Below are 23,553 nucleotides of genomic sequence, written 5' to 3' on the forward strand. Positions count from 1 at the left end.
CGGAACCGCGGAACCGCGAAACGAACCGGGGCACCGCGGACACCCGCAGCGCCGTCAGCCGAACAGCGCTCGGCCGGCGTCGAGTGCTGGGCCCCGCGATGATCGGACGTCGAACCCGCCATCAGTCCAGCCGCGCAGCGCCAGGGTCTCGCCCGGAAGGACCGGCCCGGCGAAACGCCCCTCCACCAGGGTGAGGTCTGCCGGATGTGCCCCGGCCCGCGCGGCGACGACGAGTGTCGACGCGGCGAGAGTAGCCAGCCCATGCAGGATCGGCCGCTCCTGCCCGATCGCCGCCGCGGCGGCCGGGTCGACGTGGATGTGGTGCCTGTCCCCCAGCAGGCGGTAAAGAACCGCGGCATTCGCCGCGACGGCGAGCTCACCCGCCCAGGCCGGCTCAGCAGCGGGCGACGGGGGCCGCCCCGGGCCGCGTGCGCCCCCGAAACCGCCCGCCCCAGGCGCGAACAGCGACCAGGTAGCCACGAAGTACGCGCTTTCCACGACGATCTCGAAGACCGCGGCGCCGCCCTTGTCCCACACGTCACCGACCCGCGCCGCCATGGTCAGCTCGCCCTCGGTCGGCAACGGCGCCAGCACCTCCAGCCGCTGGGCGCCGTGCAGCGTCGTGCCGACCTCGAACGCGCCCGCCGCGCCGAGCTGGTCCGGCGCCCACTGGGCCAGCGTCAGCGCGAACGGCGGCAGCACCCGCAGCCGCTCCTCGAAGACGAGGTCAAGCTGGTCGGCCCGAGCACCGACGGCCAGCGCGAACAGGATGACGTCCCGGTCGGTCCACCCGACCGTCCGCTCCCCGAGAAACCGCCCGCGCCAGTCACCGGCGCTCATCCGCGGGCCCTCATCCGCGGGCACCGTACACCGGCTCGGGGCGCGCGGCCTGCGCCAGCAGGCTGCGCAGCGTGCCCCCGACCGCGGCCGCGTCCCACCGCGCGCCGAGGTCCTTCGCTGGCCCGTGCCGCCAGCCCTCCTCGACGCAGATCCGGCCACCCTCGATCTCGATCAGGCGCCCGGTGACATCGGCGGCGTCGACGCTGGCGAGCCAGGCCACCACCGGGGAGACGTTGCCCGGATGCATGGCGTCGAAACCGTCGGCGGGCGCGGCCATCCGCTGCGCGAACGGCCCCTCGGTCATCCGGGTGCGCGCCGACGGCGCGATGGCGTTCACCGTCACCCCGTACGGACGCAGCTCCTCGGCGGCGACCAGGGTGAGCGCGGCGATCCCGGCCTTGGCCGTGGAGTAGGTTCCCTGGCCGACGCTGCCCTGCAGGCCCGCACCGGACGATGTGTTGATCACCCTGGCCGCCCGTACCCGCCCGGCCTTTGCCTGGGCCCGCCAGTACGCCGCGGCCTGGCGCAGCGGCGCGAAATGCCCGGTGAGGTGGACCCGCAGCACCGCCTCCCACTCCGCCTCGGTGGTGTTCACCAGCATCCGGTCCCGCACGAACCCGGCGTTGTTGACCAGGACGTCCAGGCTCCCGAAGGTGTCGATCGCCTGCTGCACCAAGCGCTGCGCCGCCGCGAAGTCGGCCACGTCGGCACTGTTGGCGACCGCGATGCCCCCGGCGAGCCTGATCGCGTTCGCCACATCCTCGGCCGGGCCCGCCGACGCGCCCTCACCCGCACCGGAGGTGCCGAGGTCGTTCACCACGACCGCCGCGCCCTGGCGGGCCAGCTCCAGCGCGTGCTCGCGGCCGAGCCCCCGCCCGGCGCCCGTCACGATCGCGACCCGGCCCCGGAGAATGCCGCTCACCGTTGAATGCCCCTCATGCCAGCGCCACTCCCGTCCGCCGTCGTCGGGTGTTCTCACGGGCCCCATGCGTGCCGTGCAGTCCTTGCCGCGCAGGCCTTCCCACCGCGGCGGACACTGCTACGCTACCAAGCAATCGCTAGGTTAGGAAGACGCTCATGGGCATCACGACCAACCTGCTGGACGGCACGATCGCCGTCGTCACCATGAACTTCCCGCCCGTCAACGCGCTGCCCGTCCAGGGCTGGTACGACGTCGCCGAGGCCCTCCGGGCCGCCGCCGAGACACACCACGCCCGCGTCGTCGTGCTGCGCGCGGAGGGCCGCGGCTTCAACGCCGGTGTCGACATCAAGCAGATGCAGCGGACCGCCGGCTTCGACGCCCTCATCGGCGCCAACCGCGGCTGCCACGCGGCCTTCAGGGCCGTCTACGAATGCCCCGTCCCGGTGATCGCGGCCGTCCACGGGTTCTGCCTCGGCGGCGGCGTCGGGCTGGTCGGCAACAGCGACACCGTCGTCGCCAGCGACGACGCCTACTTCGGCGTGCCCGAGGTCGACCGCGGCGCTCTCGGCGCGGCCACCCATCTCGCCCGGCTGGTGCCCCAGCACCTGATGCGCACCCTGTACTTCACCAGCCGCACCATCAGGGCCGCCGACCTCGTCCAGCACGGCTCGGTGCTGGAGGTGGTCCCCCGCGGTCAGCTCGACGACGCCGCACTCACCGTCGCCCGCGAGATCGCCGCCAAGGACCCCCGGGTGATCCGGGCCGCCAAGGAGGCCCTCAACGGCATCGACCCGGTCGACGTCAACCGCAGCTACCGCTTCGAGCAGGGCTTCACCTTCGAGCTGAACCTCGCCGGCGTCGCCGACGAGCACCGCGACGAGTTCGTCGACAACGCCCGGTTGCCGCGCGCATGACCGCCCAGCGCCTGCGCACCGCCCTGACCGACCTCACCGGCGTGCGCCATCCCGTCGTGCAGACCGGCATGGGCTGGGTCGCCGGGCCGCGCCTGGTCAGCGCGGTCGCCCGCGCCGGCGCCCTCGGCATCCTCGCGTCGGCCACGATGACCCTGGACGAGCTCGACCAGGCCATCCGCAAGGTCCGGGAACGCACCGACGCACCGTTCGGCGTCAACCTCCGCGCCGACGCCGGTGACGCCACCGAACGCGTCGACCTCCTCATCCGGCATGGCGTACGGGTCGCGTCCTTCGCGCTGGCGCCCAGGCCGGAACTCATCGCCCGGCTCAGGGAGAACGGCGTCGTGGTCATGCCGTCGGTGGGCGCCGCGCGGCACGCGAAGAAGGTGGCCGCGTGGGGCGCCGATCTGGTGATGGTCCAGGGCGGCGAGGGCGGCGGGCACACCGGGCCGGTCCCGACGACGCTGCTCCTGCCGACCGTGCTGGACGCGGTCGACATCCCGGTCGTCGCGGCCGGCGGCTACTTCGACGGCCGCGGGCTGGCCGCCGCGCTCTCCTACGGCGCCTGCGGCATCGGGATGGGCACCCGCTTCCTGCTCACCAGCGACAGCGCCGTGCCCGAACCGGTCAAACGCCACTACCTGAGCTACGGCCTCGACGGAACCGTCGTCACCACCCGCGCCGACGGCATGCCGCACCGGCTGCTGCGCACGGACTTCATCCGATCCCTGGAGGACACCGGTACGGCCCGGCGACTCTGGGCGACGCTGCACCGCACCCGGCAGTTCCGGCGCCTGAATGGGCAGTCCTGGGGTGGGCTGGTCCGCGACGGCTGGCGGATGAAGCGTGCCGGCGATCGTTCATGGGCGCAGCTGGTCCTCGCGGCCAACACGCCGATGCTGCTGCGCGCCGGTCTCGTCGAGGGCGACCTCGGCGCTGGCATGCTGGCCTCCGGCCAGGTCGTGGGCCTGATCGACGATCTGCCCAGCTGCCAGGAGCTGATCGACCTGGTGGTCGGTCAGGCCGTCGAACGCCTCACAGCCAACGCGGCCACGCTGGTCTCGGAGCACTGAACCAGAAGGGACGGATCGGCTTCGTGAGCGCGACTCGACCGGAGCCGCGGACCAGGCGTCGCACGGTCTCCGAGGGCACCGGGACCGCCCGGCGCGCGGAGATCCTGGCGATAGCGGCACAGCTCTTCGCGACCCGGGGCTTCCCGCAGACGACGGTGCGCGATATCGGCGACGAGGCCGGAATCCTCTCCGGCAGCCTTTACCACCACTTCGACTCCAAGGAGGCGATGCTGGCGGAAATCCTCCGTGATTTCATGGAGAACCTGCGCGGCCGCTTCGCCGAGGTCGTCGCCCAGGACCGTCCACCGCGGGCCAGGCTCGACGAGCTGGTGCGCGGGAGCTTCGCCACCATCCATCAGCAGCCGCACGCGGTGGCGCTTTACCAGAAGGAGTCCGGCGCGCTCGCCGGCGTGCCGGAATTCCGTTTCGTGGGCCAGATCAGCCTGGAGATCGAGAAGATGTGGGTCGGCGTCATCGTCGCCGGCCAGCAGGTCGGTGATTTCCGCACCGGCCTCGACCCGGAGCTGACCTACCGTTTCATCCGGGACGCCGTCTGGACCTCCGTCCGGTGGTACCGGCCGCGAGGCAGGCTCCGGCACGACGTCGTCGCGGACCAGTACCTGCTGCTGCTCCACAGCGGCCTGCTGGCGGACGACACCGTTTCGGCCTGACACCGTTTCGGCCTATACCGGCCCGGCCTGACACCGGCCCGGCCTCGTCCGCCAGCGGGCGATGAGCTCCTCCGGCCTCAGCGGGGAGCCATTCTCAGTGCGCCGTCCATGCGGATCACCTCGCCGTTGAGGTAGTCCTGGTCGATGATCGACAGCGCCAGCCGCGCGTATTCATGTGGCTGGGCGAGCCGCTTCGGAAACGGCACCGACGCGGCGAGACCGGCGCGGAACTCGTCCGAGACCGTGGCCAGCATCGGAGTCTCCACGATTCCCGGGGCGATGGTGCAGACCCGGATTCCGTACTGGGCGAGGTCACGCGCGGCCGCGATGGTGAGCCCGACCACGCCCGCCTTCGAGGAGGCGTAGGCGGCCTGCCCGATCTGGCCCTCGAACGCCGCGATGGAAGCCGTGTTGACCACGACCCCGCGCTGGCCGTTCTCGTCCGGCTCGGTGGTGGCGATCACTCGCGCGGCCGTGGAGAGCACCGCGAACGTACCGACGAGGTTGATCTGGATGATCTTGGCGAACAGGTCGATGTCATGCGACTTGCCCTTGCTGAGGATGCGCTGCGAGGGGCCGATCCCGGCGCAGTTGACCACCGTGCGCAGCGGCGGGCCCTCCCCTGCCGCCGCCTCCACCGCCGCGGTGACCTGCGCGGGGTCCGTCACGTCGGCACCCAGGTACTGGACGCCGGTGACCGACGGCGCCTTCTCGATGGACGACGGCAGGTCGAGCGCGAAGACGGTCGCGCCCTTCTCGGCGAGAGCGGCGGCGGTGGCCGCCCCCAGACCGGAAGCGCCGCCGGTGACGATGGCGGCAGTGTCGGTGAGCTTCATTGCGCGGCTCCGGATGTGCGTTCGGCGATGTGGACGGTGGCGGGGCGACCGGCCGCGAGCGCGCGGCCGACCACCATGCGCTGGATCTGGTTCGTTCCCTCGAAGATCTGCATCACCTTGGCTTCCCGCATGTAGCGCTCGACCGGGAAGTCGCGGGTGTAGCCGTATCCGCCGAGGACCTGGACCGCGTCGGTGGTCACCTTCATCGCGTTGTCCGTCGCGACCAGCTTGGCGATGCTCGCCTCGGTGGCGAACGGCAGGCCCAGGTCACGCAGCCGCGCGGCGGCCAGCGTGGTCGCGCGCGCGGACCCGACGGCCGCGGCCATGTCGGCGAGGAGGAAGGCGAGGCCCTGATGGTCGATGATCGCCTTGCCGAAGGCCTCCCGTTCCTTCGCGTAGGCCACCGCGTGGTCGAGCGCGCCCTGGGCCAGCCCGGTCGCCACCGCGGCGATACCCAGGCGCCCCGAGTCCAGGCCGGCGAGCGCGATCGACAGGCCCTCACCCTCCGCGCCGATCCGGCGCTCGGCGGGCACCCGCACCGCGTCGAACCGCATCGTGGCCGTGTTCGAGCCGGTCAGGCCCATCTTGTGCTCAGGCGGGTCGGCGGACAGGCCCGGCGTGCCCGCCGGCACGAGGAAGCAGCTGATCCCCCGCCGCTCGTCGCTGGTGCGCGCCATGACGGTGTAGAAGTCGGCGTCGCCACCGTGGGTCGTCCAGGCCTTGGCGCCGTTGATCACATAGTCGTCGCCGTCACGGACCGCACGGGTGCGCATCGCGGCCGGGTCGCTGCCGGCATGCGGCTCGGACAGGCAGTAGGCGCCGAGCAGGTCGCCGCCGAGCATCTCCGGCAGCCACCGCTCGCGCTGCTCCTCGCTGCCGAAGTGGGCCAGCGGGAAGCACGACAGCGCGTGCACCGACACGCCGACCCCGACGCTCGCCCAGACGGCGCCGATCTCCTCGAGCGCCTGCAGGTAGACCTCGTACGGCTGACCACCGCCGCCGTACTTCTCGGCGTAGGGCAGGCTGAGCAGCCCGGCACCGCCGAGCAGGCGGAACAGGTCCCGGGGGAAGCTGGCGTCCCGCTCGGCGTCGGCCACGCGGGGGGCGAGCTCACGCTCGGCCAGGTCGCGGGCGAGACGGATCAGCTCCGCGGCCTCGGCGGTGGGCACGACCGGACGATTGGGCATGGTCACCTCAGGGCTAATCGGTCGATCTACCTGGCAGCGGCCACCCGACGGGGACGCCTCGGCATCGGGCGGTTCCGCGGCACCGCTCGATACCTGTGACGGTACCACGGTACCCATTCTGGTACCCGGCACCTGGTACGCTGCGGTGATGGCGGATCGGATGCGGGCGCTGCCGCCCGCGCGCACCGACCTCCGCCGGCAGGAGCTGCTCGCGGAGCTGACGACGCTGTTCCTGCGCGAGGGGTTCTCGGCCTTCAGCCTCGCGATGCTCGCCGAACGCCTCCACTGCTCCAAGACCACGCTCTATCTGGTGGCGGGCAGCAAGGAGCAGATCGTCGTCGCCACCGTCCGGCACTACTTCCGCACCGCGGCGGAACGCATCGAGACGCTCGTCGCCGCCTCCGACGATCCGGTGCGAAGGCTGCGCGGCTACCTGCTCGGCGTGAGCGCCGAGCTGAAACCGGCGTCGGAGGCGTTCTACGCCGACCTCACCGCCTTCGCGCCCGCCGACGCGGTCTACCAGGAGAACACCGTCCACGCGGCCCGCCGGGTGCGCGAGCTCGTGGACGAAGGTGTCGCCGCCGGGGTCCTGCGCCCGGCCCACGCGGCGTTCGTCGGCGCGGCCGTCACCCAGGTGATGACGGCAATCCAGCGCGGCGACATCGCGGCGGCGACCGGCCTCAACCATGCGGACGCCTACCGCGAGCTGACCGACCTCGTCCTCAACGGCCTGGGCACCGGCACCGGCAACTGACCACCACACCTCGTCCGGCACCCGGCGCCTGATGTTCGGCGCCTGCCGTCTCCCGCTCTCGTCGCCGCCTTCGTGCGACGTCCCGACTTGTCGCAGCCGGGGAGTATTGTTCGGCCCGTCATGATCACTGCTCGCCGTGAACGAGGCGGTCAGCAGGCCGCCGCGCGCCACGGCAACGCCCGCCGGGGGCAGGCAGAGACAACGGGAGGGATACCGATGGTGCGGGAAGTGATCTCGATCATCAACATCTGGTGCGACAACACCGGCCGCCACCCCACGGACAAGGCCGCCGCGAAGAGGTCGGTGGCACTGGCCTACGACGGCAAGCTCGTCCGGCTCGACCTGTGCGACGAGTGCCGAGACGAGATGGCGGCCGTGCTCGACGAATACGCGGGCTACGGCCAGGTCGTCGACGCGCCCCGCTCAGGCCGGCTCGACACGGCCTGGACAGCGGTGGAGGACAACAACGCCACGGATGAGGACACCGCGGCGGCCACGCCCCCCGCCTCCGCCTCGAAGCCGGCGTCGAAGCGCTCGTCATCCCCGTCGGCCTCCAGCGCCCGCCGCTCCCGCACCGCCACGCAGACACCGTCCGCGCCCACACCGTCCGCGCCCGCTCCCGCACCGGAACCAGCCATCTGACCTCCTGCCCGGCTTGACCCCCACCCGCGGCCATCGTAAGTTTTCGACGATCCGAAGGTTGGATTTCGAATATTCGATGACATCGGCTCTGAAGGCGGTGGCGCAGTGAGTGTCGTGACCAGCAGGCACGGCCGGGTCCTGATCATCCGGATCGACCGGGAGCACAAGCGCAACGCGCTCAACGCCGAGGTCACCGCCGGTATCGACCAGGCCATGAACGAGCTGGAGGACGACCCCGACCTGTGGGTCGGCATTCTCACCGGCGGCCCCAGGATGTTCTCCGCGGGTGCGGATCTCGCCACCGGTCCGGGTGAGCCCACCGAACGCGGCGGGCTCGTCGGGATCATCCACCGCCGGCGGGTCAAGCCGATGATCGCCGCGGTCGAGGGGCTGGCGCTGGGCGGCGGGGTCGAGCTCGTGCTGTGCTGCGACATGGTCGTCGCCGCCCGCACCGCCCAGTTCGGGCTCCCCGAGGTCAAGCGCGGGCTGATGCCCGACTTCGGCGGCGCGTTCCGGGTCACCCGGGTACTGCCCCGCAACATCGCCAACGAGATGCTCGCCACCGGCGACAACCTCACCGCCGAACGCGCCGAACGGCTCGGCTTCGTCAACCACCTCACCGAGCCCGGCGCCGCCCTGGACGGCGCGCTCGCCCTCGCCGAGCGGATCGTCGCGAACGCTCCGCTGGCCGTCCGCGCCGCCCTCGGCACCGCCCACCGGGAGGTCGCGCCCGACGAGACCGCAAGCTGGGAGTACAGCGACGCCACCCACGCGGAGCTGCTGAAGACGGCCGACCTCACCGAGGGCCTGGCGGCCTTCTTCGAACGCCGCCCACCCACCTGGAAAGGCGAGTAACACGGGGGACTTACAAAACATCTAAATATTTACTAGGCTCTCGCTCCTGGAGTTCGACGGAGGAGGCATGGTGACGCTTCGGGTGGTTCACAGCGGCACGGGACTGATCGGCCGAGCAACGCTGGACGGCATTCTCAACCACCCGGACCTCGAACTGGTGGGCATGTTCGTCCAGTCCCCGGAGAAGATCGGCAAAGATGCCGGCGAGTTCGTCAGGCGCCCCGCGACCGGTGTCATCGCCACCAACGACTGGGACGAGCTCCTCGACCTGGCGCCGGACTGCCTGTCGTACCAGAGCGACAGCATCGGGCGTGAGGTCGACGCGGCGAACGACGTGTGCCGCTTCCTCGAAGCGGGCGTCAACGCCGTCACCGCCTCGATCTTCGCCTGGGGCTACCCCGCCGACGTGCCGGCGCGGTTCGCCCACGTCCACGACGCCTGCGCCCGGGGGAACAGCAGCGCCTACTTCTCCGGCTCGGACCCGGGCTGGGCGACCACGGACCTGGCCCTCGCCGCGTTACGGATGGCCGACGAGGTCGAGTGCATCCGGGTCTGCGAGCTCGGCTACTGGGGCGGTTACACGGCGGAGTACGTCTGCCGGGAGTACTTCGGGTTCGGCCAGGCCCCCGGCTTCGAGCCGATCCTCGTCAAGGGTGGCTTCCTGCGCCAGATGTGGGAGCCGACCCTGAAGGTGCTCTGCGACGCGATGGGCGTCGAGATCGAGGACTGGAACATCGTCTACGAGTCCGACTCGCTCGACCACGACGTGACGACCGGGTTCGGTGTCGTCCGGGCCGGCACCGCCTCCGTCATCCGATTCGAGCTGCAGGCGCTCAACGGCGGACGTCCGGTCGCGGTCGTCGAGCACGTCGACCGGGTCGGCATGGGCGCCGGCCCGCAGTGGAAGGCCCCCTTCGGCCCGGAGGTGTTCGCGTTCCGGATCGAGGTCGAAGGCCGCCCGTCGTTCACCCTCGAGCACCAGGTGTCGAGCCGTCCGCACGGATCCGACGCAGGCGACCCGAGCGACCCGAGCAGCAGCCTTATGCGCGGCGGGCTCGTCATGGCCGGGAAGAGCACGGCCATGCCGCTCGTGAACGCCATCCCGGCGGTCTGCGCCGCCCGGCCCGGCCTGCTCGGCCCGCGCGACATCGGCCATCCCGTCAGCCGCAACGTGCGCCGCACGGCACCGGCCTGAGCGACTGGGGAAACATCATCCCATGACGATGGAGCTTGATCTCACCGGCCGCCGGGCACTCGTCACCGGCGCCGGCCAGGGCGTGGGCCGGGGGATCGCCCTCGGTTTCGCCGCCGCGGGCGCCGAGGTCGTCGTGAACGACCTTCGGCCCGAGCGCGTGGCCGAGGTCGTCGACGAGATCGCGGCGGCCGGTGGCAGCGCGCTCGGGAGCCCGTTCGACGTCACCGACTACGCGGCCGTCACCGCGGCTGTCGACGCGCTCGCGGGGGTGGACGTCCTGGTGAACAACGCCGGGAACGCGGGGGCGGAAAGCTGGTCGGGCCTGGCGAGGTTCGTCGACACCGAACCCGCGCACTGGGAGCCGTTCCTGCGGGTGAACCTCTACGGAGTCCTGCACTGTTGCCGGGCCGCCCTGCCGGCGATGATTGCCAGAGGCTTCGGCCGGGTGATCACGATCATCTCGGACTCGGGCCGCACCGGCGAGGCCAACATGGCCGCCTACGCCACGGCGAAGGCGGGTGCCGCCGGGCTCACGCGGGCCCTCGCGCTGGAGAACGGCCGCCACGGCATCACCGTCAACAACATCTCACTGGGCACCATGCGCACGCCGGTGACCGAACAGACCTGGTCCGACCCCGACAACCCGACGGCCGGGAAGCTGATGGCCCGCTACGCCATCCGGCGCCCCGGCCTGCCCGAGGACGTCGCCGCGCTGGCGGTGTTCCTCGCGAGCTCGCAGGCTTCCTGGATCACGGGCCAGACCTATCCACTCAACGGCGGTATCTCCTTCGCGCAGTGAGATCCGAACCGGCCGCAGTCTGGGAACAACGCCGTCGGAACAGCACCTCGGCACGTCCGGAGCCGATGGCCGGTGCCGCTTCCGCCGGCCAGCCCCGGTGCTCGGGCGCGTCGAGACGGTTCCGCTGAACCGCCCCACGCCCGTCACGGTGGTCGCGGCCGGGCCGCCGTCGCCACGGCCGGAGTCGAGTTGGGCCGGAGTTGTGAGAACTGTCGGTGGCTGGTGTGACGATGCGCGGGTCCGACTGGTCGACGACACCCCTGGCCCGGTGACTTCATGATCGACACTGCTGGTGTTCCTCCTTACGACACCCCCACCGCCGCTGCCGATGCCGATGCCGATGCCGCCGCTACCGATGCTGCTGCGGACGCTGCTGGTTTCTCGGTGGATCCTGACGCCGTCCCTGTTGCCGAGTTGGAGACCGCGATCTGCCAGTGGGCGGGCCGGATCGCGGCCGCGACCTGTGCCTGGCTCGGCCTGTTGGCAGCGTTCGATCGGCGTTCGGGCTGGTCGGGGATCGGGATGCGGTCCTGCGCGCACTGGTTGTCCTGGCGGTGCGGGCTGAGCCCGCGCACCGCCCGTGATCATCTCGCGACCGCGCACGCCCTGGAACAGCTTCCCGCGATCCGGGCGGCGTTCACGGCGGGAACGCTGTCGTACTCGAAGGTCCGCGCGATCACCCGGGTCGCCCGCCCCGACACCGAGCGGACCTGGCTCAACCACGCCGAGCACTGCACCGCCGGCGCCCTGGAAACCCTGGTCCGCGCCTACCGGCAACGCAGCGCCGACCCCGACGACCAGGCCCGGATACGGGCCGCCCGCCGGGTGTCCTGGCGCACCGACGAGGACGGCATGGTCCACCTCACCGCGGTCCTTCCCGCCGAGGAAGGCGCCCAGTTGGTCGCGGCGATCGAAGCCGCCCGCGACAGCCTCGCCACCACCGAACCCGGCACCGCGGAACCAGGCACGCCGGAACCCACCGCGCTGGAACACCCCGAACCGGAACCAGCACCGGAAGAGAGATCGGGGTCGGGGTGTCAGCGTGACGCCGACGGTCTCGTCGCGCTTGCCGAAAGCTTCCTGCACCACGGCGCACCCGGGCTCCTCCGGCCCGCGCATTCTCTCGTCCTGCACCTGCGCCCCACCGACCTGCGGTCAGGCACCACCGTGACCGGTACCGCCACGCCGGCGACGCTTCCCCCGGCCGTCCTGCAACGCCTCGGCTGCGATGGTCTGGTGCAGGCCCTGCTCACCGACCCGCACGGCAACCCGCTCCGCCTCGGCCGGCGACACCGGTTCCCCACCCGCCGTCTCCAGGCCGCCGTGCACGCCCGTGACCACGGCACCTGTCAGTACCCGGGCTGTGCCCACACCCGCTGGCTGAACATCCACCACCTCACCGGCTGGGCCGAAGGCGGCCGCACCGACCTCGACAACCTCACCCTCGTCTGCGGCACCCACCACCGCCACCTCCACGAGGAAGGCATCGTGCTCCGCAGAACCAGCAACGGAACGATCGTCGCGCTGCTCCCCGACGGCCGGACCCTCCTGCCCGCACCACCGGTGACCCCCGGGGAACGGCCCACCGCCGCGCTCGCCGACAGAACCGGGCACGTCGCACCGGCCGCCGTCACCACCCGTGACGGCGGCCGGCTCAACCTCGGCGAATCCCTGTTCGTACTCCTCCAGGACCACGTAGTCGTCGCGTGATCGCTCTGATCAGCAGTCGCCTATCCGATCAGGGGGCGTGCCCGGCATAGCAGGCGTGTTCTGATCGATGCCTCCTGCTGCCAAGGCATCCTGCCGGCCGAGGCGGCCCACCCCCACGGAGGCCACCCATGACCGAACGCGGCCGGCGCCCCGCGCACGTCATCCGCGACTCAGCCGAGGCCGAGGAGGTCGCCGGCAAGCTCGCGGCCGAGTTCGCGGCCCGGGCCGGTGAACGTGACCGTGACCGCGAGCTCCCGGCGGCCGAGGTGGAGCGGCTTTCCGCCACCGGCCTGCTTGCGATCTCGGTGCCGGCACGCTTCGGCGGCGCGGACGTCCCGGTCACGACGCTCGCCGAGGTCTTCCGGGTACTGGCCACCGCCGACGCGAGCCTCGCGCAGATCCCGCACAGCCACTTCGTCTTCCTCGACGCGCTACGCCGGCAGGGGACGGAGCAGCAGCAGGAGCGCTTCTTCACCGCGGCACTCGCCGGGGCACGTTTCGCCAACGCGCAGTCCGAGAAGGGCGGCCGCACGGTGGCCGACGACGCCACCTCCCTGCGCCGGGACGGGACGCGCCACCTCCTCGACGGCGACAAGTTCTACTGCACCGGGGCACTGTTCGCGCACTATCTCGTGGTGCGGGCGGTGCTGGAGGACGGCAGCAAGGCGCTCGCCTACATCAGCCGCGACACCCCGGGTGTCACCGTCGAGGACGACTGGGACGGCATCGGGCAGCGGACCACCGCGAGCGGCACCGTCCATCTGCGCGGCGTCCCGGTCGATACGGCCGAGATCGTGCCCTTCACCTCGATCTTCGACCGCCCCACCACCTACGGTGCTCGCGCGCAGGTCCTCCACGCGGCCCTCGACGCCGGCATCGCCCGTGGTGCGCTCGACGCGGCCGTCGCCGCGGTGGGCAAGGCCCGGCCGTGGTTCGAGTCCGGCGCGGCGAGCGCCGCCGCCGAGCCGCTGGTGATCCAGCAGGCCGGCGAGCTGGAGATCACGGTGCGCGCGGCCGAGGCACTGCTGCGCGAGGCAGCGGGCACGATCGACGCCGCCGACGCCGAACCGACCGACGACAGCACCGCCAGGGCGTCGATCGCCACCGCCGTCGCCAAGGTCGCCGCCGCCAGGGCCGCGGTCGAGGTGGCCGGCGCCCTGTTCGAGCTCGGCGGGACCCGATCGGCGTCCGCCGCCCTGGGCCTGGACCGCCACTGGCGGGACGCCCGCACGCATACCCTGCACGATCCGACGCGCTGGAAGGTCCAGCACATCGGCCGCTGGCTGCTGTCCGGCACCCGGCCGCCGCGACACGGTCAGCTCTGACGCGCAGGGGCGCTCGCGTAGGTCGCGGTCCGGGAGACGTGGCGGGTGGGAATGCGTAGTCTCGCGGCGTGCCATCACATCCGATCTTCGAGAACCCGCCTGCACTGCCGCGGGACGCGGTGGTCGAGGCGTTGGAGCGGGCGCTTGCGGATCGGGCGCATGAACCCGCGGCGGCGAACGCTCTGGTCGGGATCGCCCTGAACGGCGCCGACAGGGAGTTCGTCGAGCACTGGTGTGTGCAGGTCGGGACCCGGGCGGTGGCCGGCAGCCCGCTGCTCGGGCTCGGCGGGCTGTGCCTCGGGCACACCGCTCGGCGGTTCGGGCATCTCGGCGACGAGGCAGTCGCGCTGGTGCACTCCTTGGCGGCACGCGCCGAGCTGGATCCGTCGGACGTGGACGGTCGGGCCCTGGATGGACTCGACGACGTCCGGAGTTTTCTCCGCCCGTCCTGACCTGCCCCACAGCAACGCCCCCGGCCGACGCCGGCGCGGGTGATCTTTCTCGCTAGCCCTTTCGCAGGGTGACGGTGGCGAGGGCGAGGAGCTGGTCGCCGTGGCCGGCGTCGGTGACCCGCACCGTCACCACCGCGTGGTCGCCCGCGTCCCGCAGGACGGTGCCGGCGGTGCGGGCCGGGCCGGTCCGCACCTGGGACAGGTAGTGGATCTGCAGGTCCGTCGCCACCAGGCCGGGGCACAGGGCCTCGGCCGAGGCCTCCACCATGACGGCCAGGGCTCCGCCGAGGATCGTGCCGATGCTGTTGGTCACGAACGGCGTGCGTTCCAGGTCGAACTGGCCGGTGCGGGCGTCGACGAGCTCCAGCCCCATCCGTTCGTACAGGGAGCCTTCGACCGGGCCGCCCGCGGCGGGGCGGTGGACCTGCCCGATCCAGTTTCCCGGGTCGTAGTCGTCCATGCCGGGCGCCGCTGCCCGGGGGAGGCGCGCGAAGGTGAGCAGGCCGCTGCCGGCCCGGGTCAGCCCGGTGGGGACGACCGACGGCCCGGCCTGGTCGATGAGGCGGGCGAGCTTGTCGGCGTCATCCAGCCCGTGCCCGTCGTAGACGGCCGCGGATGCGATGATGATCTTCTTGCCGACCCGGACAAGCTGGTTGTCCAGCACGATCGGGCCCTCGGTGATCGGCTCCGCGCCGTGCAGCGAGATGTCCTGGGTTGCCGTCCAGTCGGGCCGGCCGGCGATGATGGCGGGATGTGATGCGCCGACGTCGAAGACGGTCAGGACCATTCCCGCCGAGATGGTGCCCCGGGGGGATCTGACGGCGTCGCTGACCGGCATGACCATCAGGCAGCGCTGGTCGGAGACGAGGTACTGGGTAATGGCTGCGTCTTCGATGAAGGAGCGCGACGGCCGTGCCGTGCTCGGCGTATCCGCCTCGGGCGTCGGCGTCATGGTGCGCTCCCCCACTTCCCGCGCGGCTCACCCGTCGCGAGGGGCCGATGGCCCCGACGCGAAACCCGCCGCCCCCAACCTGTTGCTTGCCGACAGCATTTTCCGGCCCGCGGATCGGCCGGCGCAACGAATTGACGGCAGAGGCTGCCATCGACCCGCCTACAGGGTCGTCCCGCGGCTGGCGGGGCCGGGAAACGCCGGGCCGTCGAAGGTGTCGAGGCGGGCGAACTCCTCGACGGGGCGGCGGGTCAGCCGGGTGGCCCGGCGCTGGGGGTAGCCGAGGGCGATGACACCGGCGATGGCATGGTCCGCGGGAATTGCGAGCAGTTTCGCCGCTGCCGGTTCCCGGCGCACCAGGAAGGTCGTCAGGACCCCACCGAGCCCCTCGGCCCGCGCGGCGAGCAACACGTTCTGGGCGAACGGGTAGACCGACCCGCCACCGACGATGCTCTGCCGATCCAGGTCGACGTCCGCCACCGCGAGGGCGGTCAGCCTTGCGCACAGGACGAGCAGCACGGGCGCCCGGTCGAGATTGTCGATGAACGTCATCGGCTGGGGTGTCGCCGCGGCCTCGGCGAGGTCGACACCCGGGCCGTGCCAGCGGCCGTCCGGCCCGGGCGCGAACGGGCGCAGCCCGGCCTTGACCTGCGCCCGGTACTCGCGCCAGCCGAGCACCGAAAGCTCGCGAACACCGCGGCGGATCTCCGGGTCACGCAGGACGATCACCGTCCACGGCTGCGCGTTGGCACCGCTGGGGGCGAACCGGGCGTCGTCGAGCACGCGGGCGAGCACCTCGTCCGGTACCGGCTCCTCGGTGAACGTTCGTTCCGCGCCCGACGTGCGCATCGCCTCGCGCAGGCCCATGCCACCCGGGTCACCGCCACCCGGGTCACCGCCACCCGGTTCCAGGCCGTTCGGCCCCGTGCCACTCGACTGCATGCCACCCGCCTCCGTCCACCCGGCCGTGACGCCGCCATCCCCTACCCGCCACGACGGTAGCCCTGGCGGGTAGGGGATGGCGGATGAGCATGCCGACCGGCAGGTCGTTTGAAGCCCACCGGGACACCGGCGGACGCCGGCCGGCGGGACGCCTTCGCGACGGAACCGATCCGAAGGCGTCCGAGCAGGTCACAGGCCTGCCCCTAAGGGGAGCAATGGGCAGGCACGTGGACCCGTCCGGATGGCAGGATCACCCCACGGAACATCGCCGGCGGATGCCCGACGGCCGTTGCCCGCCCCACACGCCCCACACGCCCCACGCGCTTCACGCGCTTCACCCGTCCCGCACGCAGTGCGTCAGAGAGGATGTCCCCGTCGTGCCTGAGCAGGCTCCCCGTCGCAGCATCGAGTCCTGGGCACGCGACCTGCCCGTCAGTTTCGTCGAATGCCGCACCATGGGTCACCGCTGGCAACCGCACAGCGCCACCTGGGACCGCGAGGCGCGTGCCTACCATGTGGTCCACACCTGCGACCGCTGCAACACCCATCGCAAAGCCTGGTGGACCCGCAACGGCGAGATCACCGCCGCCGGCTACGACTATCCGGATGGGTACCTCACCCGGGACGTCGGTTACATCGGCGCCGACGGCCGCGGCGTACTGCGCACCGAATACCTCGCCCGGATGTTCGACAAGAGCAACAAGCCGCAGTAGCGAACAGCGGAGGATTCCGGTCGCGGGAACGACGAGAACCCTCCGCTGTTCGGACGGGCCGGGCCCCCGGCACCTTGAGGCGAACGGGGGATTCCGGCTGGTCCGCTCAGTGTTCCGCCGATGTCAGCGCTACCGCCGGTGCCGGTGCCGGTCCGGCCTCGGTTTCGGGCCGGCGAACGCGTAGGCCGTCCATGAGAACGGTTGTGAGCGCGTCGTCGGGCCGGGCACCGGGTCGGCATACCGCCACGCTGATCACCTGGACGACCTCCGCCGACGCGATGTCGTCCCGAAGCGTCCCTTCGGCCTGCGCCGCCTCGACGATTCCCACCAGCATCTCGTTGACATCGGCGAGCAGGCGGGCGATCTCGGGTTCGTCGCTCGCACTCTCGTTCAGGGTTTTGATCAGGGTGAGTGGCGCGTGGGTGCAGTGGTCGACGACCTCTCGCAGCGCCGCCCAGGCGGCACCCGCACGGGCCCCGTTCCGCTCGTTCAGCTCGTTCAGCTCGGGGCTCCGCGGCCTGCCGACGCCCTGCCGCTGACCGACGGCATGTAGCTCACGGAGCGTGTCGACGGTGATGGTGTCAAGCAGCGCCTGCCGGTCCGGGAAGTGCCGGTAGAGGGTGCCGACGCCGAGACCCGCGACCCGCGCGATCTCGTCCATCGACGCGAACGACCCGCGCTCGGCGATCACCGCCAGCGCCGCGGAAACGATCAGCTCCCGGTTGCGCCGCGCATCCGACCGCACCTTGATCGCCTCCCCATGCGGAACCGCAGGTTCAGGTTACACTCACAGCCAGAAGCTGAGGTTCCTGTTCAGGTTAGGGGCGAACGCATGCGTCTCGGTGTCCACATAGCCGACGGTCCAGGTCTGGAAGCGCTGGTCGGAGAGGTCCGCCAGGCCGCCGACGCCGGGCTGGCCAGTGCCCACTTCGGCCAGCTCGCATCCTGGGATGCGGTTACCGCGGCGGCGCTGTGCGCCGGGCGGGTACCCGGCATCGAGATCGGTACGGCGATCGTCCCGACCTACCCGCGGCACCCGCTTGTCCTGGCCGGGCAGGCGCTCACCGCGCAGGCGGCCAGCGGCAACCGGTTCGTGCTGGGTATCGGCCCAGGGCACCGACCGATCGTCGAGGGGCAGTTCGGCCTTTCGTTCGACCGACCGGCCCGGCATGTCCGCGAGTACCTCACCGCGCTGCGCCCACTGCTGCACGGCGAGGACGTCGAATTCCACGGCGAGACACTCACCGTCGTCGGCCGGGTGGACGTACCGGGCACGTCGGCGCCACCCGTCCTGCTCGCGGCGCTGGCACCGAAGCTGCTGCGTCTCGCCGGCGAGCTCGCGGACGGCACCATCACCGTCTGGACCGGTGCGCGCCACCTGGAGGAGACGATCACCCCCGCGGTCACCGCGGCCGCCACGGCTGCCGGCCGCCCCGCGCCCCGCGTCGTCGCGGGTGTACTCGCCGCTGTGACCGACGACCGGCCAGGTGCGTTGCAGACGCTTTCGGAGCAGCTTGGCTTCGTGGCCGAGCTGCCGAGCTATCGGGCGTTGCTGGATCGGCAGGGCCTGACCGGCGTGCACGAAACCGCCGCGGTGGGGGACGAGCGCGAGGTCGAACGCGAGATTCGGCGTTTCGCCGCTGCCGGTGCCACCGATCTGGTGGTCGGCCTGTTCGGCGACGAACCGACCCGGAAACGCACTCTCGCCCTGCTCTCCGATCTCGCCACACAGGTCTGAGCCCGCTTCCGAGGGTGTTGTCCGCATTCGGACCGATAGCCGCGCGGGGAGGCCGCGGGCCGGGGCCGTGGCACCAGGCCTGGCGGGCCCCGGCCGGGTCCGCCGGACCCTGATCTCGCCCGGCGGATCCGATCACGTCCGGCACCGGTCATCCCGGCCGGTGCCGGACGGGCCAGGATCGATCGAAGATCGTTTCGACCGCCGTCGGGCCGGGGACCGTCAGGGTTGACCGCCTGTCAGCCGGCCGCTAACCTACAGCCAATAGGTTTACGTTTCCCCGGTACGGAGTGATGGAATCCCCTCCCCCGCGGAACGCCTCGACGACTTTCCGCGCCCGGCTCGTCCCCGCCCGCGGAAATGCCGCCTGGCCGGAAGGAGAAGCGCAGCGTCGTGGTCACTGAACTGGCGGACGTCCCGCCCGACCTGGTAGTGGATTTCGACGTCTATGATCCGATGTTAACAATGCCGGTCGACCGCATGCAGGAAAAGGTCGCCGAGCTGGCGAGGCGCGGGCCGGTCGTCTATTCGACCGCCTACGGCGGCCACTGGGTGGTCACCTCCTATGATGCCGTGCACCGGGTGCTGCGGGAGCACGAGACCTTCTCCAGCTACCCCAACAACCTGGTGGACGCCGGGCAGGGGAAGTTCATCCCGCTGGAGCTGGATCCGCCGGAGCACACCCTCTACCGGCACGCCCTGCAACCGCTTTTCAGCCCGAGCCGGATAAAGGTGCTGGAGCAGGGCATCCGCAGGACGGTGAACGAGCTGATCGACGACTTCGCCGCCCGGGGGCGCTGCGAGTACGTCGCCGAGTTCGCCCACCAGCTGCCGACCCGGGTCTTTCTGGAGCTCCTCGGCTGGCCGCTGTCGGACGCCTCGATGTTCGCCGAGGCCACGGAGATCCTGCTCAACGGCCGCCCGGGCGACACCCCGGAGCAGGCTGTCGGCTCGCGCACCGAGGCGGCGATGTCGCTGTTCGGCTACTTCCAGCGGATGGTGGACGAACGCCGGGGCGCGCCGGCGGACAGCGACGACGTCACCGCCCAGGTGATGCAGGCGATGGTGACCGCCGACGGTGCCCAGCGGCCACTCGACGACGACGAGCTGCGCCGGGTCTTCCTGCTCCTTCTCATCGGCGGGCTGCACACCGTGCGCGGCTCTTTGTGCTGGGCGCTCATGCACCTGTCGGCCCATCCGCAGGAACGCAAACTGCTCGTCGACGATCCCGGGCTCATCCCGAACGCGGTGGAGGAGGTGCTGCGCTACGAGGCGGCGGTGTCGGCCGGCCGCCGGGTGCGCCACGACACCGAGCTGGGTGGGGTCGCGCTGCGCGAGGGCGACCAGCTGCTGGTGATGCTGTGCGGGGCGAACCGCGACGGCGAGCAGTTCGACGGCCCGGACGAGCTGCGGATCAACCGCACCCCGAACCGGCACCTTTCCTTCGGTTCGGGCCCACACCGGTGCATCGGCTCCCATCTGGGCCGGATCGAGCTGCGCATCGCGCTCGAGGAGATTCACCGCCGCATTCCGGACTACGCCCTCGACCCGGCCGATCCGCCCGTCATTCTCCCGAGCCAGGTGCGTGGTTTCCAGCGCATGGGTATCACCTTCGGCCCGGAGCGGGAAACCCCTGGAAAAACCCAGAACGCCCCTGGAAACGTCGACGTCGAAGTGACCGAGGTGCAGGTATGAAGCTCGCAGGAAAAGTCGCAGTCATCACCGGGGCCGGTTCCGGGCTCGGCCGGCAGAGCTCCCTGCTGTTCGCGCAGGAAGGCGCCTCGGTCGTCGTGGTCGACATTCTCGCCGACCGCGCCGAGGAGACGGTCAGGCTCGTCACCGAGCAGGGCGGCAAGGCGTTGGCGGTGACCGCCGACGTGTCGGTGGAGGCCGACGTCGCCCGTGCGGTCGCGACCGCCGTCGAGGAGTTCGGCGGCCTGGACATCATGTTCGCCAACGCCGGCGTCGTGTCCCGCGGTGGCGTTCCGTCGGTCGCCGGCGGGGAGCCGGTGGCCTTCGAGGACCTGACCGAGGCCGACTGGCAGCAGGTGCTGGGGGTCAACCTCAGCGGCGTCTTCTTCTCGTGCAAGCACTCGGTGCGCCCGATGCGGGAACGCGGCGGCGGCGCGATCGTGGTGACCTCCTCGGCGGCGTCCCTGGTGGCCTACCACAGCATCTCCCTGTACTCGGCCACCAAGGCCGGGGTCAACGGGCTGGTCCGCGGCCTCTCCCTCGATCTCGGGAAGTTCGGCATCCGGGTGAACGCGCTGGCGCCCACGCACGGCATGTCACCGAACTTCCTGATGCCGTCGGGCTCGCCGGTCGTCGGCCAGTCCTACGAGGAGGTGGCCGGCCCGTGGAACCCGGGTGTGTCACCGATCCCGCTCAAGCTGCGCCGCCCGCCGTCGCTGCTGGACAACGCGAAGGTCGCGCTGTTCCTGGCGAGTGACGACTCGGCCTACATGTCGGGAGTGGTGGTGCCCGCCACCGACGGCGGCACGCTGTCCCGGGTCGCGATGACGTTCGAGGAGGACGCACCGCCCGCGGACGCCGACGCGACCGCGACCGCGACCGGCTGAGCCTGGCACAGAGCGTCGGAATCTCCGGGTGGGCAGCCCGATCGCCCACCCGGAGCAGGCATCGGAACTTTTATCTACACTCGTTAGTTTTATGCGATGGCCACCGCGGTGGCTGCGCGACGGGGATCCCTCGAGGAGGAATCATGACCCAGTCGATCGTGTCGAGGGAGGCACGGATCAGGCGTGCGCTCGAGCATCTGCGCGGGCAGACCACGGACGAGTACAACTCCGTCACGCCGTTCGGCCCGACGGAGTTCACCGATCCGGCGGTCGCCGCGCGGGAACGGGACCGCGTGTTCGGCCGGGTCCCCTCGATCGTCGCGCACGGCTCGGAGCTGCCCAGGGCCGGTGACTTCGTCACACTGCAGCTGCCGCGCAACCGGGTCATCGTCGCCCGCCAGCGCGACGGCGGGGTGAAGGCGTTCGTCAACCTCTGCCGGCACCGGGGAGCGCTGCTCGAGGACCAGGAGAAGGGCCGCTGCCGCCTGTTCTCCTGCCAGTACCACCGCTGGTCCTACGACCTCGACGGGTCGCTGCGCACCATCACGCTCGACTCGACCTTCGGGGAGGTCGACCGCTCCGGACTGGGCCTGGTGGAGCTCCCCTGCGAGGAGCGCCACGGCTTCATCTGGGTGATCGACAACGCCGAGGCCACCGACATCGACGTGGCCGCCTGGCTCGGCCCGGAGATGGACGGCATCCTCGGCGGGTACGACCTCGGCGGGCACATCTGCTTCCAGGCCGAGGGCTTCGACGAGCCGGTCAACTGGAAGATCATGCAGGACGCCTTCCTGGACGGTTACCACGTGCAGTACGCCCACCCCAACACGGCGGGGCTGCACATCCACACGAACGTGATGGCGTTCGAGGACTTCGGCCGGCACTGCCGGTTCGTGGTGCCGCGCAAGAGCATCGACCGGTGGCTGGACGAGGATCCCGGCGACACGCCGCTGGGGCGCTATGTGACCGAGACCCACTTCCTGCTGCCGAACAGCACCCTGCTGCGTCAGCCGGACCACTTCGAGCTGCTCACCTTCCGGCCGCATCCGACCGACCCGGACCGTTCCCGGATGGAGATGCGCCTGATCGTCCGCGACGTGGCCCAGAGCGGGCTCGACGAGCAGAAGTGGCAGTCCCGCTGGGAGAAGAACTGGAAGATCCTGCTCGCGGTGCTGCACGCCGAGGACTTCCCGTTGCTGCGCGCCTCCCAGGCGGGGCTCGCCAGCGCGGACGCCGGTGGCATGGTGCTGGGCCGCAACGAGGTGGCGAACCAGGTCTTCCACCGCGAGATCGGCAGGCTGCTGTCTTGATCGAGCACGGCTGGCGGACGGGCCTTTCGGCGCGCGAGGCCGCCGAGCTGGCGTCGCTGCTCGCCGAGGCCGCCCGGGAGGACGAGGAGACCGGCTACCTGCAGGCGGGCATCGCCGAACCGCTCCCACCAGGCACGACACAGCTGCTGGTCTGGATGTCCGGCGAGGGCGGCCGTGGCCGCTGGATGTCGACGCCGGCCCCAGCCGCCTCGACGCCGACCACCTCGACGCCGACCACCTCAGCGCCGGCGACGGCCTCGGCTGCGGTGCCGGCCCCGTCCCTCGCACCGGCACCGGTTCTCGCGGCCTGTCTGCGGGTCGAACCGGCCGGCGCGGGGCAGGCTGTCGCCCGCTATGTGGTCCGTCCAGCGCTGCGCTCCCTGGGTGTCACGACCTTGCTCCTGGAGGAGCTCGGCCCGTTCGGCGGACCCGGCTGGGCCGGCGGGGTCTCCGCCCTGGACGCGGCGCGACTGCGGATCTGGGCGCAGGGTGACCATCCCGCCGCCGCCCGGGTGGCCCGCCGTTTCCGCCGGCTCGGTGTCGAGGTGAACGATCGGCGCTGGTGGCTGCTCGCGGATCTGCGTGCGGCCGTGGACGGCGACCGGCCGCTCCCCCGGCCCGCCGACGGCGCCGCGGCGCCGGCCCGCCCACCCGCGACCGACCGGGAGCGGGCCCACGCCGCCGCCCTGTGGCGGGTGTCCGCGACGTCGTCACCGCCACCGGGCGGTGAGCTGCTCGTGGCCCCGACGGCCGGCGGCGTGGCCGGCGCGATCTGGTTCGATCCCGGCCCCGTCGAACGGACCGAGTACGGCACCGCCGGGCGGATCGAGGGCCTCGCGGTGGCCGGCTCGGCGGCGCGGCCCGGGACCGTGCGGGACCAGCTGCTGCGCGCGGCCATGGAACGGATGGCGGGGCACCACCGCATGGCGGCCGTGATCGTCGTGCCGGCGGCGGAGAGCCCGCTCGTGACGAGCGCCCGGCTGGCCGGCTTCGAGCACCGTCGCACCGATGTCGAGTACATGTTCGCGGACCGACCGGCCGCGCCGGGCATCTCAACCACTGCCGCAGGCGAACGGGCGGGCCTCTGTTCCGCTCTGGCCGGCCCCGCGCTGCCGCGGTCGAAGACCTGAATCGCCGAATCCGCGCAAAA

At 71.7% G+C, this 23,553-nt stretch carries 24 protein-coding genes; 17 read left to right on the forward strand and 7 right to left on the reverse strand.

Annotation, left to right across the window (positions count from 1 at the left end; all coding sequences use genetic code 11):
• Positions 1-54 precede the first annotated feature (54 nt).
• Complete coding sequence (locus ACG83_RS31570) at positions 55-840, reverse strand: MaoC/PaaZ C-terminal domain-containing protein (RefSeq protein WP_054569895.1); 786 nt, start codon at positions 838-840, stop codon at positions 55-57.
• 10 nt (positions 841-850) lie between these two features.
• Positions 851-1,762 carry an SDR family oxidoreductase gene (locus ACG83_RS31575; protein ID WP_054569896.1) on the reverse strand — a complete coding sequence of 304 codons (912 nt, stop codon included), beginning with the start codon at positions 1,760-1,762 and terminating at the stop codon, positions 851-853.
• 155 nt (positions 1,763-1,917) lie between these two features.
• On the opposite strand from ACG83_RS31575, the gene ACG83_RS31580 reads away from it, so the two are divergent.
• The 3 genes from ACG83_RS31580 to ACG83_RS31590 are packed head-to-tail and all read left to right on the forward strand — an operon-like array spanning position 1,918 to position 4,420.
• A complete protein-coding gene (locus ACG83_RS31580; protein WP_054569897.1) occupies positions 1,918-2,676 on the forward strand; it encodes an enoyl-CoA hydratase family protein in 759 nt (252 codons plus the stop codon).
• On the forward strand, positions 2,673-3,749 hold the full coding sequence (locus ACG83_RS31585; protein ID WP_054569898.1) for a nitronate monooxygenase family protein: 1,077 nt from the start codon (positions 2,673-2,675) through the stop codon (positions 3,747-3,749). Before ACG83_RS31580 ends, ACG83_RS31585 begins: the two co-directional genes overlap by 4 nt.
• 23 nt (positions 3,750-3,772) lie before the next feature.
• On the forward strand, positions 3,773-4,420 hold the full coding sequence (locus ACG83_RS31590) for a TetR/AcrR family transcriptional regulator (protein WP_054569899.1): 648 nt from the start codon (positions 3,773-3,775) through the stop codon (positions 4,418-4,420).
• 77 nt (positions 4,421-4,497) lie between these two features.
• Here ACG83_RS31590 and ACG83_RS31595 read toward each other — a convergent pair whose 3' ends face one another.
• Positions 4,498-5,256, reverse strand: coding sequence for an SDR family NAD(P)-dependent oxidoreductase (locus ACG83_RS31595; RefSeq protein ID WP_054569900.1), 759 nt, complete (start codon positions 5,254-5,256; stop codon positions 4,498-4,500).
• Positions 5,253-6,443, reverse strand: coding sequence for an acyl-CoA dehydrogenase family protein (locus ACG83_RS31600; RefSeq protein WP_054569901.1), 1,191 nt, complete (start codon positions 6,441-6,443; stop codon positions 5,253-5,255). The genes ACG83_RS31595 and ACG83_RS31600 overlap by 4 nt, the downstream gene beginning before the upstream one ends.
• Positions 6,444-6,603: 160 nt before the next feature.
• On the opposite strand from ACG83_RS31600, the gene ACG83_RS31605 reads away from it, so the two are divergent.
• The 8 genes from ACG83_RS31605 to ACG83_RS31640 all read left to right on the forward strand — a co-directional run bounded on the left by ACG83_RS31605 (position 6,604) and on the right by ACG83_RS31640 (position 14,175).
• Positions 6,604-7,197 (forward strand): TetR/AcrR family transcriptional regulator, encoded by a 594-nt coding sequence (locus ACG83_RS31605; RefSeq protein WP_054569902.1) that lies wholly within the window; start codon positions 6,604-6,606, stop codon positions 7,195-7,197.
• Positions 7,198-7,413: 216 nt separating this feature from the next.
• Positions 7,414-7,839, forward strand: coding sequence for a hypothetical protein (locus ACG83_RS31610; RefSeq protein WP_054569903.1), 426 nt, complete (start codon positions 7,414-7,416; stop codon positions 7,837-7,839).
• Positions 7,840-7,944: 105 nt separating this feature from the next.
• Positions 7,945-8,694 carry an enoyl-CoA hydratase-related protein gene (locus ACG83_RS31615; RefSeq protein WP_054569904.1) on the forward strand — a complete coding sequence of 250 codons (750 nt, stop codon included), beginning with the start codon at positions 7,945-7,947 and terminating at the stop codon, positions 8,692-8,694.
• Between the two features lie 67 nt (positions 8,695-8,761).
• A complete protein-coding gene (locus ACG83_RS31620) occupies positions 8,762-9,889 on the forward strand; it encodes a dihydrodipicolinate reductase (RefSeq protein WP_235498311.1) in 1,128 nt (375 codons plus the stop codon).
• A 22-nt stretch (positions 9,890-9,911) separates the two neighbouring features.
• Positions 9,912-10,688, forward strand: coding sequence for an SDR family NAD(P)-dependent oxidoreductase (locus tag ACG83_RS31625; protein ID WP_054569905.1), 777 nt, complete (start codon positions 9,912-9,914; stop codon positions 10,686-10,688).
• 276 nt (positions 10,689-10,964) lie between these two features.
• Positions 10,965-12,398: an HNH endonuclease signature motif containing protein gene (locus ACG83_RS31630; RefSeq protein WP_054569906.1), complete on the forward strand. Its 1,434-nt coding sequence runs from the start codon at positions 10,965-10,967 to the stop codon at positions 12,396-12,398.
• 128 nt (positions 12,399-12,526) lie between these two features.
• Positions 12,527-13,723 carry an SfnB family sulfur acquisition oxidoreductase gene (locus ACG83_RS31635; RefSeq protein ID WP_054569907.1) on the forward strand — a complete coding sequence of 399 codons (1,197 nt, stop codon included), beginning with the start codon at positions 12,527-12,529 and terminating at the stop codon, positions 13,721-13,723.
• A 68-nt stretch (positions 13,724-13,791) separates the two neighbouring features.
• Positions 13,792-14,175 (forward strand): hypothetical protein, encoded by a 384-nt coding sequence (locus ACG83_RS31640; RefSeq protein ID WP_235498312.1) that lies wholly within the window; start codon positions 13,792-13,794, stop codon positions 14,173-14,175.
• A gap of 52 nt (positions 14,176-14,227) precedes the next feature.
• On the opposite strand, the gene ACG83_RS31645 is transcribed toward ACG83_RS31640, so the two are convergent.
• Positions 14,228-15,127, reverse strand: a complete 900-nt coding sequence (locus ACG83_RS31645; protein ID WP_054569908.1) for a hypothetical protein — start codon at positions 15,125-15,127, stop codon at positions 14,228-14,230.
• A 159-nt stretch (positions 15,128-15,286) separates the two neighbouring features.
• Positions 15,287-15,991, reverse strand: a complete 705-nt coding sequence (locus ACG83_RS31650; protein WP_054570014.1) for a nitroreductase family protein — start codon at positions 15,989-15,991, stop codon at positions 15,287-15,289.
• 452 nt (positions 15,992-16,443) lie between these two features.
• Here ACG83_RS31650 and ACG83_RS31655 point away from each other — a divergent pair, with 452 nt between their 5' ends.
• Entirely contained in the window at positions 16,444-16,779 is a 336-nt protein-coding gene (locus tag ACG83_RS31655) for a hypothetical protein (RefSeq protein ID WP_054569909.1), read from the forward strand.
• A gap of 106 nt (positions 16,780-16,885) precedes the next feature.
• On the opposite strand, the gene ACG83_RS31660 is transcribed toward ACG83_RS31655, so the two are convergent.
• Positions 16,886-17,524 (reverse strand): TetR/AcrR family transcriptional regulator, encoded by a 639-nt coding sequence (locus tag ACG83_RS31660; protein WP_054569910.1) that lies wholly within the window; start codon positions 17,522-17,524, stop codon positions 16,886-16,888.
• A gap of 87 nt (positions 17,525-17,611) precedes the next feature.
• Between ACG83_RS31660 and ACG83_RS31665 the strand changes: the two genes are divergently transcribed.
• From ACG83_RS31665 to ACG83_RS31685, 5 genes are all read left to right on the forward strand, one after another.
• Positions 17,612-18,517, forward strand: a complete 906-nt coding sequence (locus ACG83_RS31665; RefSeq protein ID WP_054569911.1) for a TIGR03564 family F420-dependent LLM class oxidoreductase — start codon at positions 17,612-17,614, stop codon at positions 18,515-18,517.
• A 357-nt stretch (positions 18,518-18,874) separates the two neighbouring features.
• Positions 18,875-20,209, forward strand: a complete 1,335-nt coding sequence (locus ACG83_RS31670) for a cytochrome P450 (RefSeq protein WP_054569912.1) — start codon at positions 18,875-18,877, stop codon at positions 20,207-20,209.
• On the forward strand, positions 20,206-21,093 hold the full coding sequence (locus tag ACG83_RS31675) for an SDR family NAD(P)-dependent oxidoreductase (protein WP_054569913.1): 888 nt from the start codon (positions 20,206-20,208) through the stop codon (positions 21,091-21,093). The genes ACG83_RS31670 and ACG83_RS31675 overlap by 4 nt, the downstream gene beginning before the upstream one ends.
• Before the next feature lie 143 nt (positions 21,094-21,236).
• The gene (locus ACG83_RS31680) at positions 21,237-22,403 is read left to right on the forward strand and encodes an aromatic ring-hydroxylating dioxygenase subunit alpha (RefSeq protein ID WP_054569914.1); all 1,167 of its coding nucleotides are present in this window, start codon (positions 21,237-21,239) and stop codon (positions 22,401-22,403) included.
• Positions 22,400-23,533, forward strand: coding sequence for a hypothetical protein (locus ACG83_RS31685; RefSeq protein ID WP_054569915.1), 1,134 nt, complete (start codon positions 22,400-22,402; stop codon positions 23,531-23,533). The genes ACG83_RS31680 and ACG83_RS31685 overlap by 4 nt, the downstream gene beginning before the upstream one ends.
• The last annotated feature ends 20 nt before the right edge of the window (positions 23,534-23,553 follow it).

The sequence above is a fragment of the Frankia sp. R43 genome (genome assembly GCF_001306465.1).
GTDB classification, from domain to species: domain Bacteria; phylum Actinomycetota; class Actinomycetes; order Frankiales; family Frankiaceae; genus Parafrankia; species Parafrankia irregularis.

Bases quoted from the DNA above. Each gene is read 5' to 3' on its own strand.
- ACG83_RS31670 (WP_054569912.1), top strand. From the start codon at position 18,875: ATGCCGCCTGGCCGGAAGGAGAAGCGCAGCGTCGTGGTCACTGAACTG.
- ACG83_RS31610 (WP_054569903.1), top strand. From the start codon at position 7,414: ATGGTGCGGGAAGTGATCTCGATCATCAACATCTGGTGCGACAACACC.
- ACG83_RS31680 (WP_054569914.1), top strand. From the start codon at position 21,237: ATGACCCAGTCGATCGTGTCGAGGGAGGCACGGATCAGGCGTGCGCTC.
- ACG83_RS31650 (WP_054570014.1), bottom strand. From the start codon at position 15,991: ATGGGCCTGCGCGAGGCGATGCGCACGTCGGGCGCGGAACGAACGTTC.
- ACG83_RS31630 (WP_054569906.1), top strand. From the start codon at position 10,965: ATGATCGACACTGCTGGTGTTCCTCCTTACGACACCCCCACCGCCGCT.
- ACG83_RS31635 (WP_054569907.1), top strand. From the start codon at position 12,527: ATGACCGAACGCGGCCGGCGCCCCGCGCACGTCATCCGCGACTCAGCC.
- ACG83_RS31585 (WP_054569898.1), top strand. From the start codon at position 2,673: ATGACCGCCCAGCGCCTGCGCACCGCCCTGACCGACCTCACCGGCGTG.
- ACG83_RS31595 (WP_054569900.1), bottom strand. From the start codon at position 5,256: ATGAAGCTCACCGACACTGCCGCCATCGTCACCGGCGGCGCTTCCGGT.
- ACG83_RS31620 (WP_235498311.1), top strand. From the start codon at position 8,762: ATGGTGACGCTTCGGGTGGTTCACAGCGGCACGGGACTGATCGGCCGA.
- ACG83_RS31600 (WP_054569901.1), bottom strand. From the start codon at position 6,443: ATGCCCAATCGTCCGGTCGTGCCCACCGCCGAGGCCGCGGAGCTGATC.
- ACG83_RS31570 (WP_054569895.1), bottom strand. From the start codon at position 840: ATGAGCGCCGGTGACTGGCGCGGGCGGTTTCTCGGGGAGCGGACGGTC.
- ACG83_RS31605 (WP_054569902.1), top strand. From the start codon at position 6,604: ATGCGGGCGCTGCCGCCCGCGCGCACCGACCTCCGCCGGCAGGAGCTG.
- ACG83_RS31675 (WP_054569913.1), top strand. From the start codon at position 20,206: ATGAAGCTCGCAGGAAAAGTCGCAGTCATCACCGGGGCCGGTTCCGGG.
- ACG83_RS31625 (WP_054569905.1), top strand. From the start codon at position 9,912: ATGACGATGGAGCTTGATCTCACCGGCCGCCGGGCACTCGTCACCGGC.
- ACG83_RS31665 (WP_054569911.1), top strand. From the start codon at position 17,612: ATGCGTCTCGGTGTCCACATAGCCGACGGTCCAGGTCTGGAAGCGCTG.
- ACG83_RS31580 (WP_054569897.1), top strand. From the start codon at position 1,918: ATGGGCATCACGACCAACCTGCTGGACGGCACGATCGCCGTCGTCACC.
- ACG83_RS31645 (WP_054569908.1), bottom strand. From the start codon at position 15,127: ATGACGCCGACGCCCGAGGCGGATACGCCGAGCACGGCACGGCCGTCG.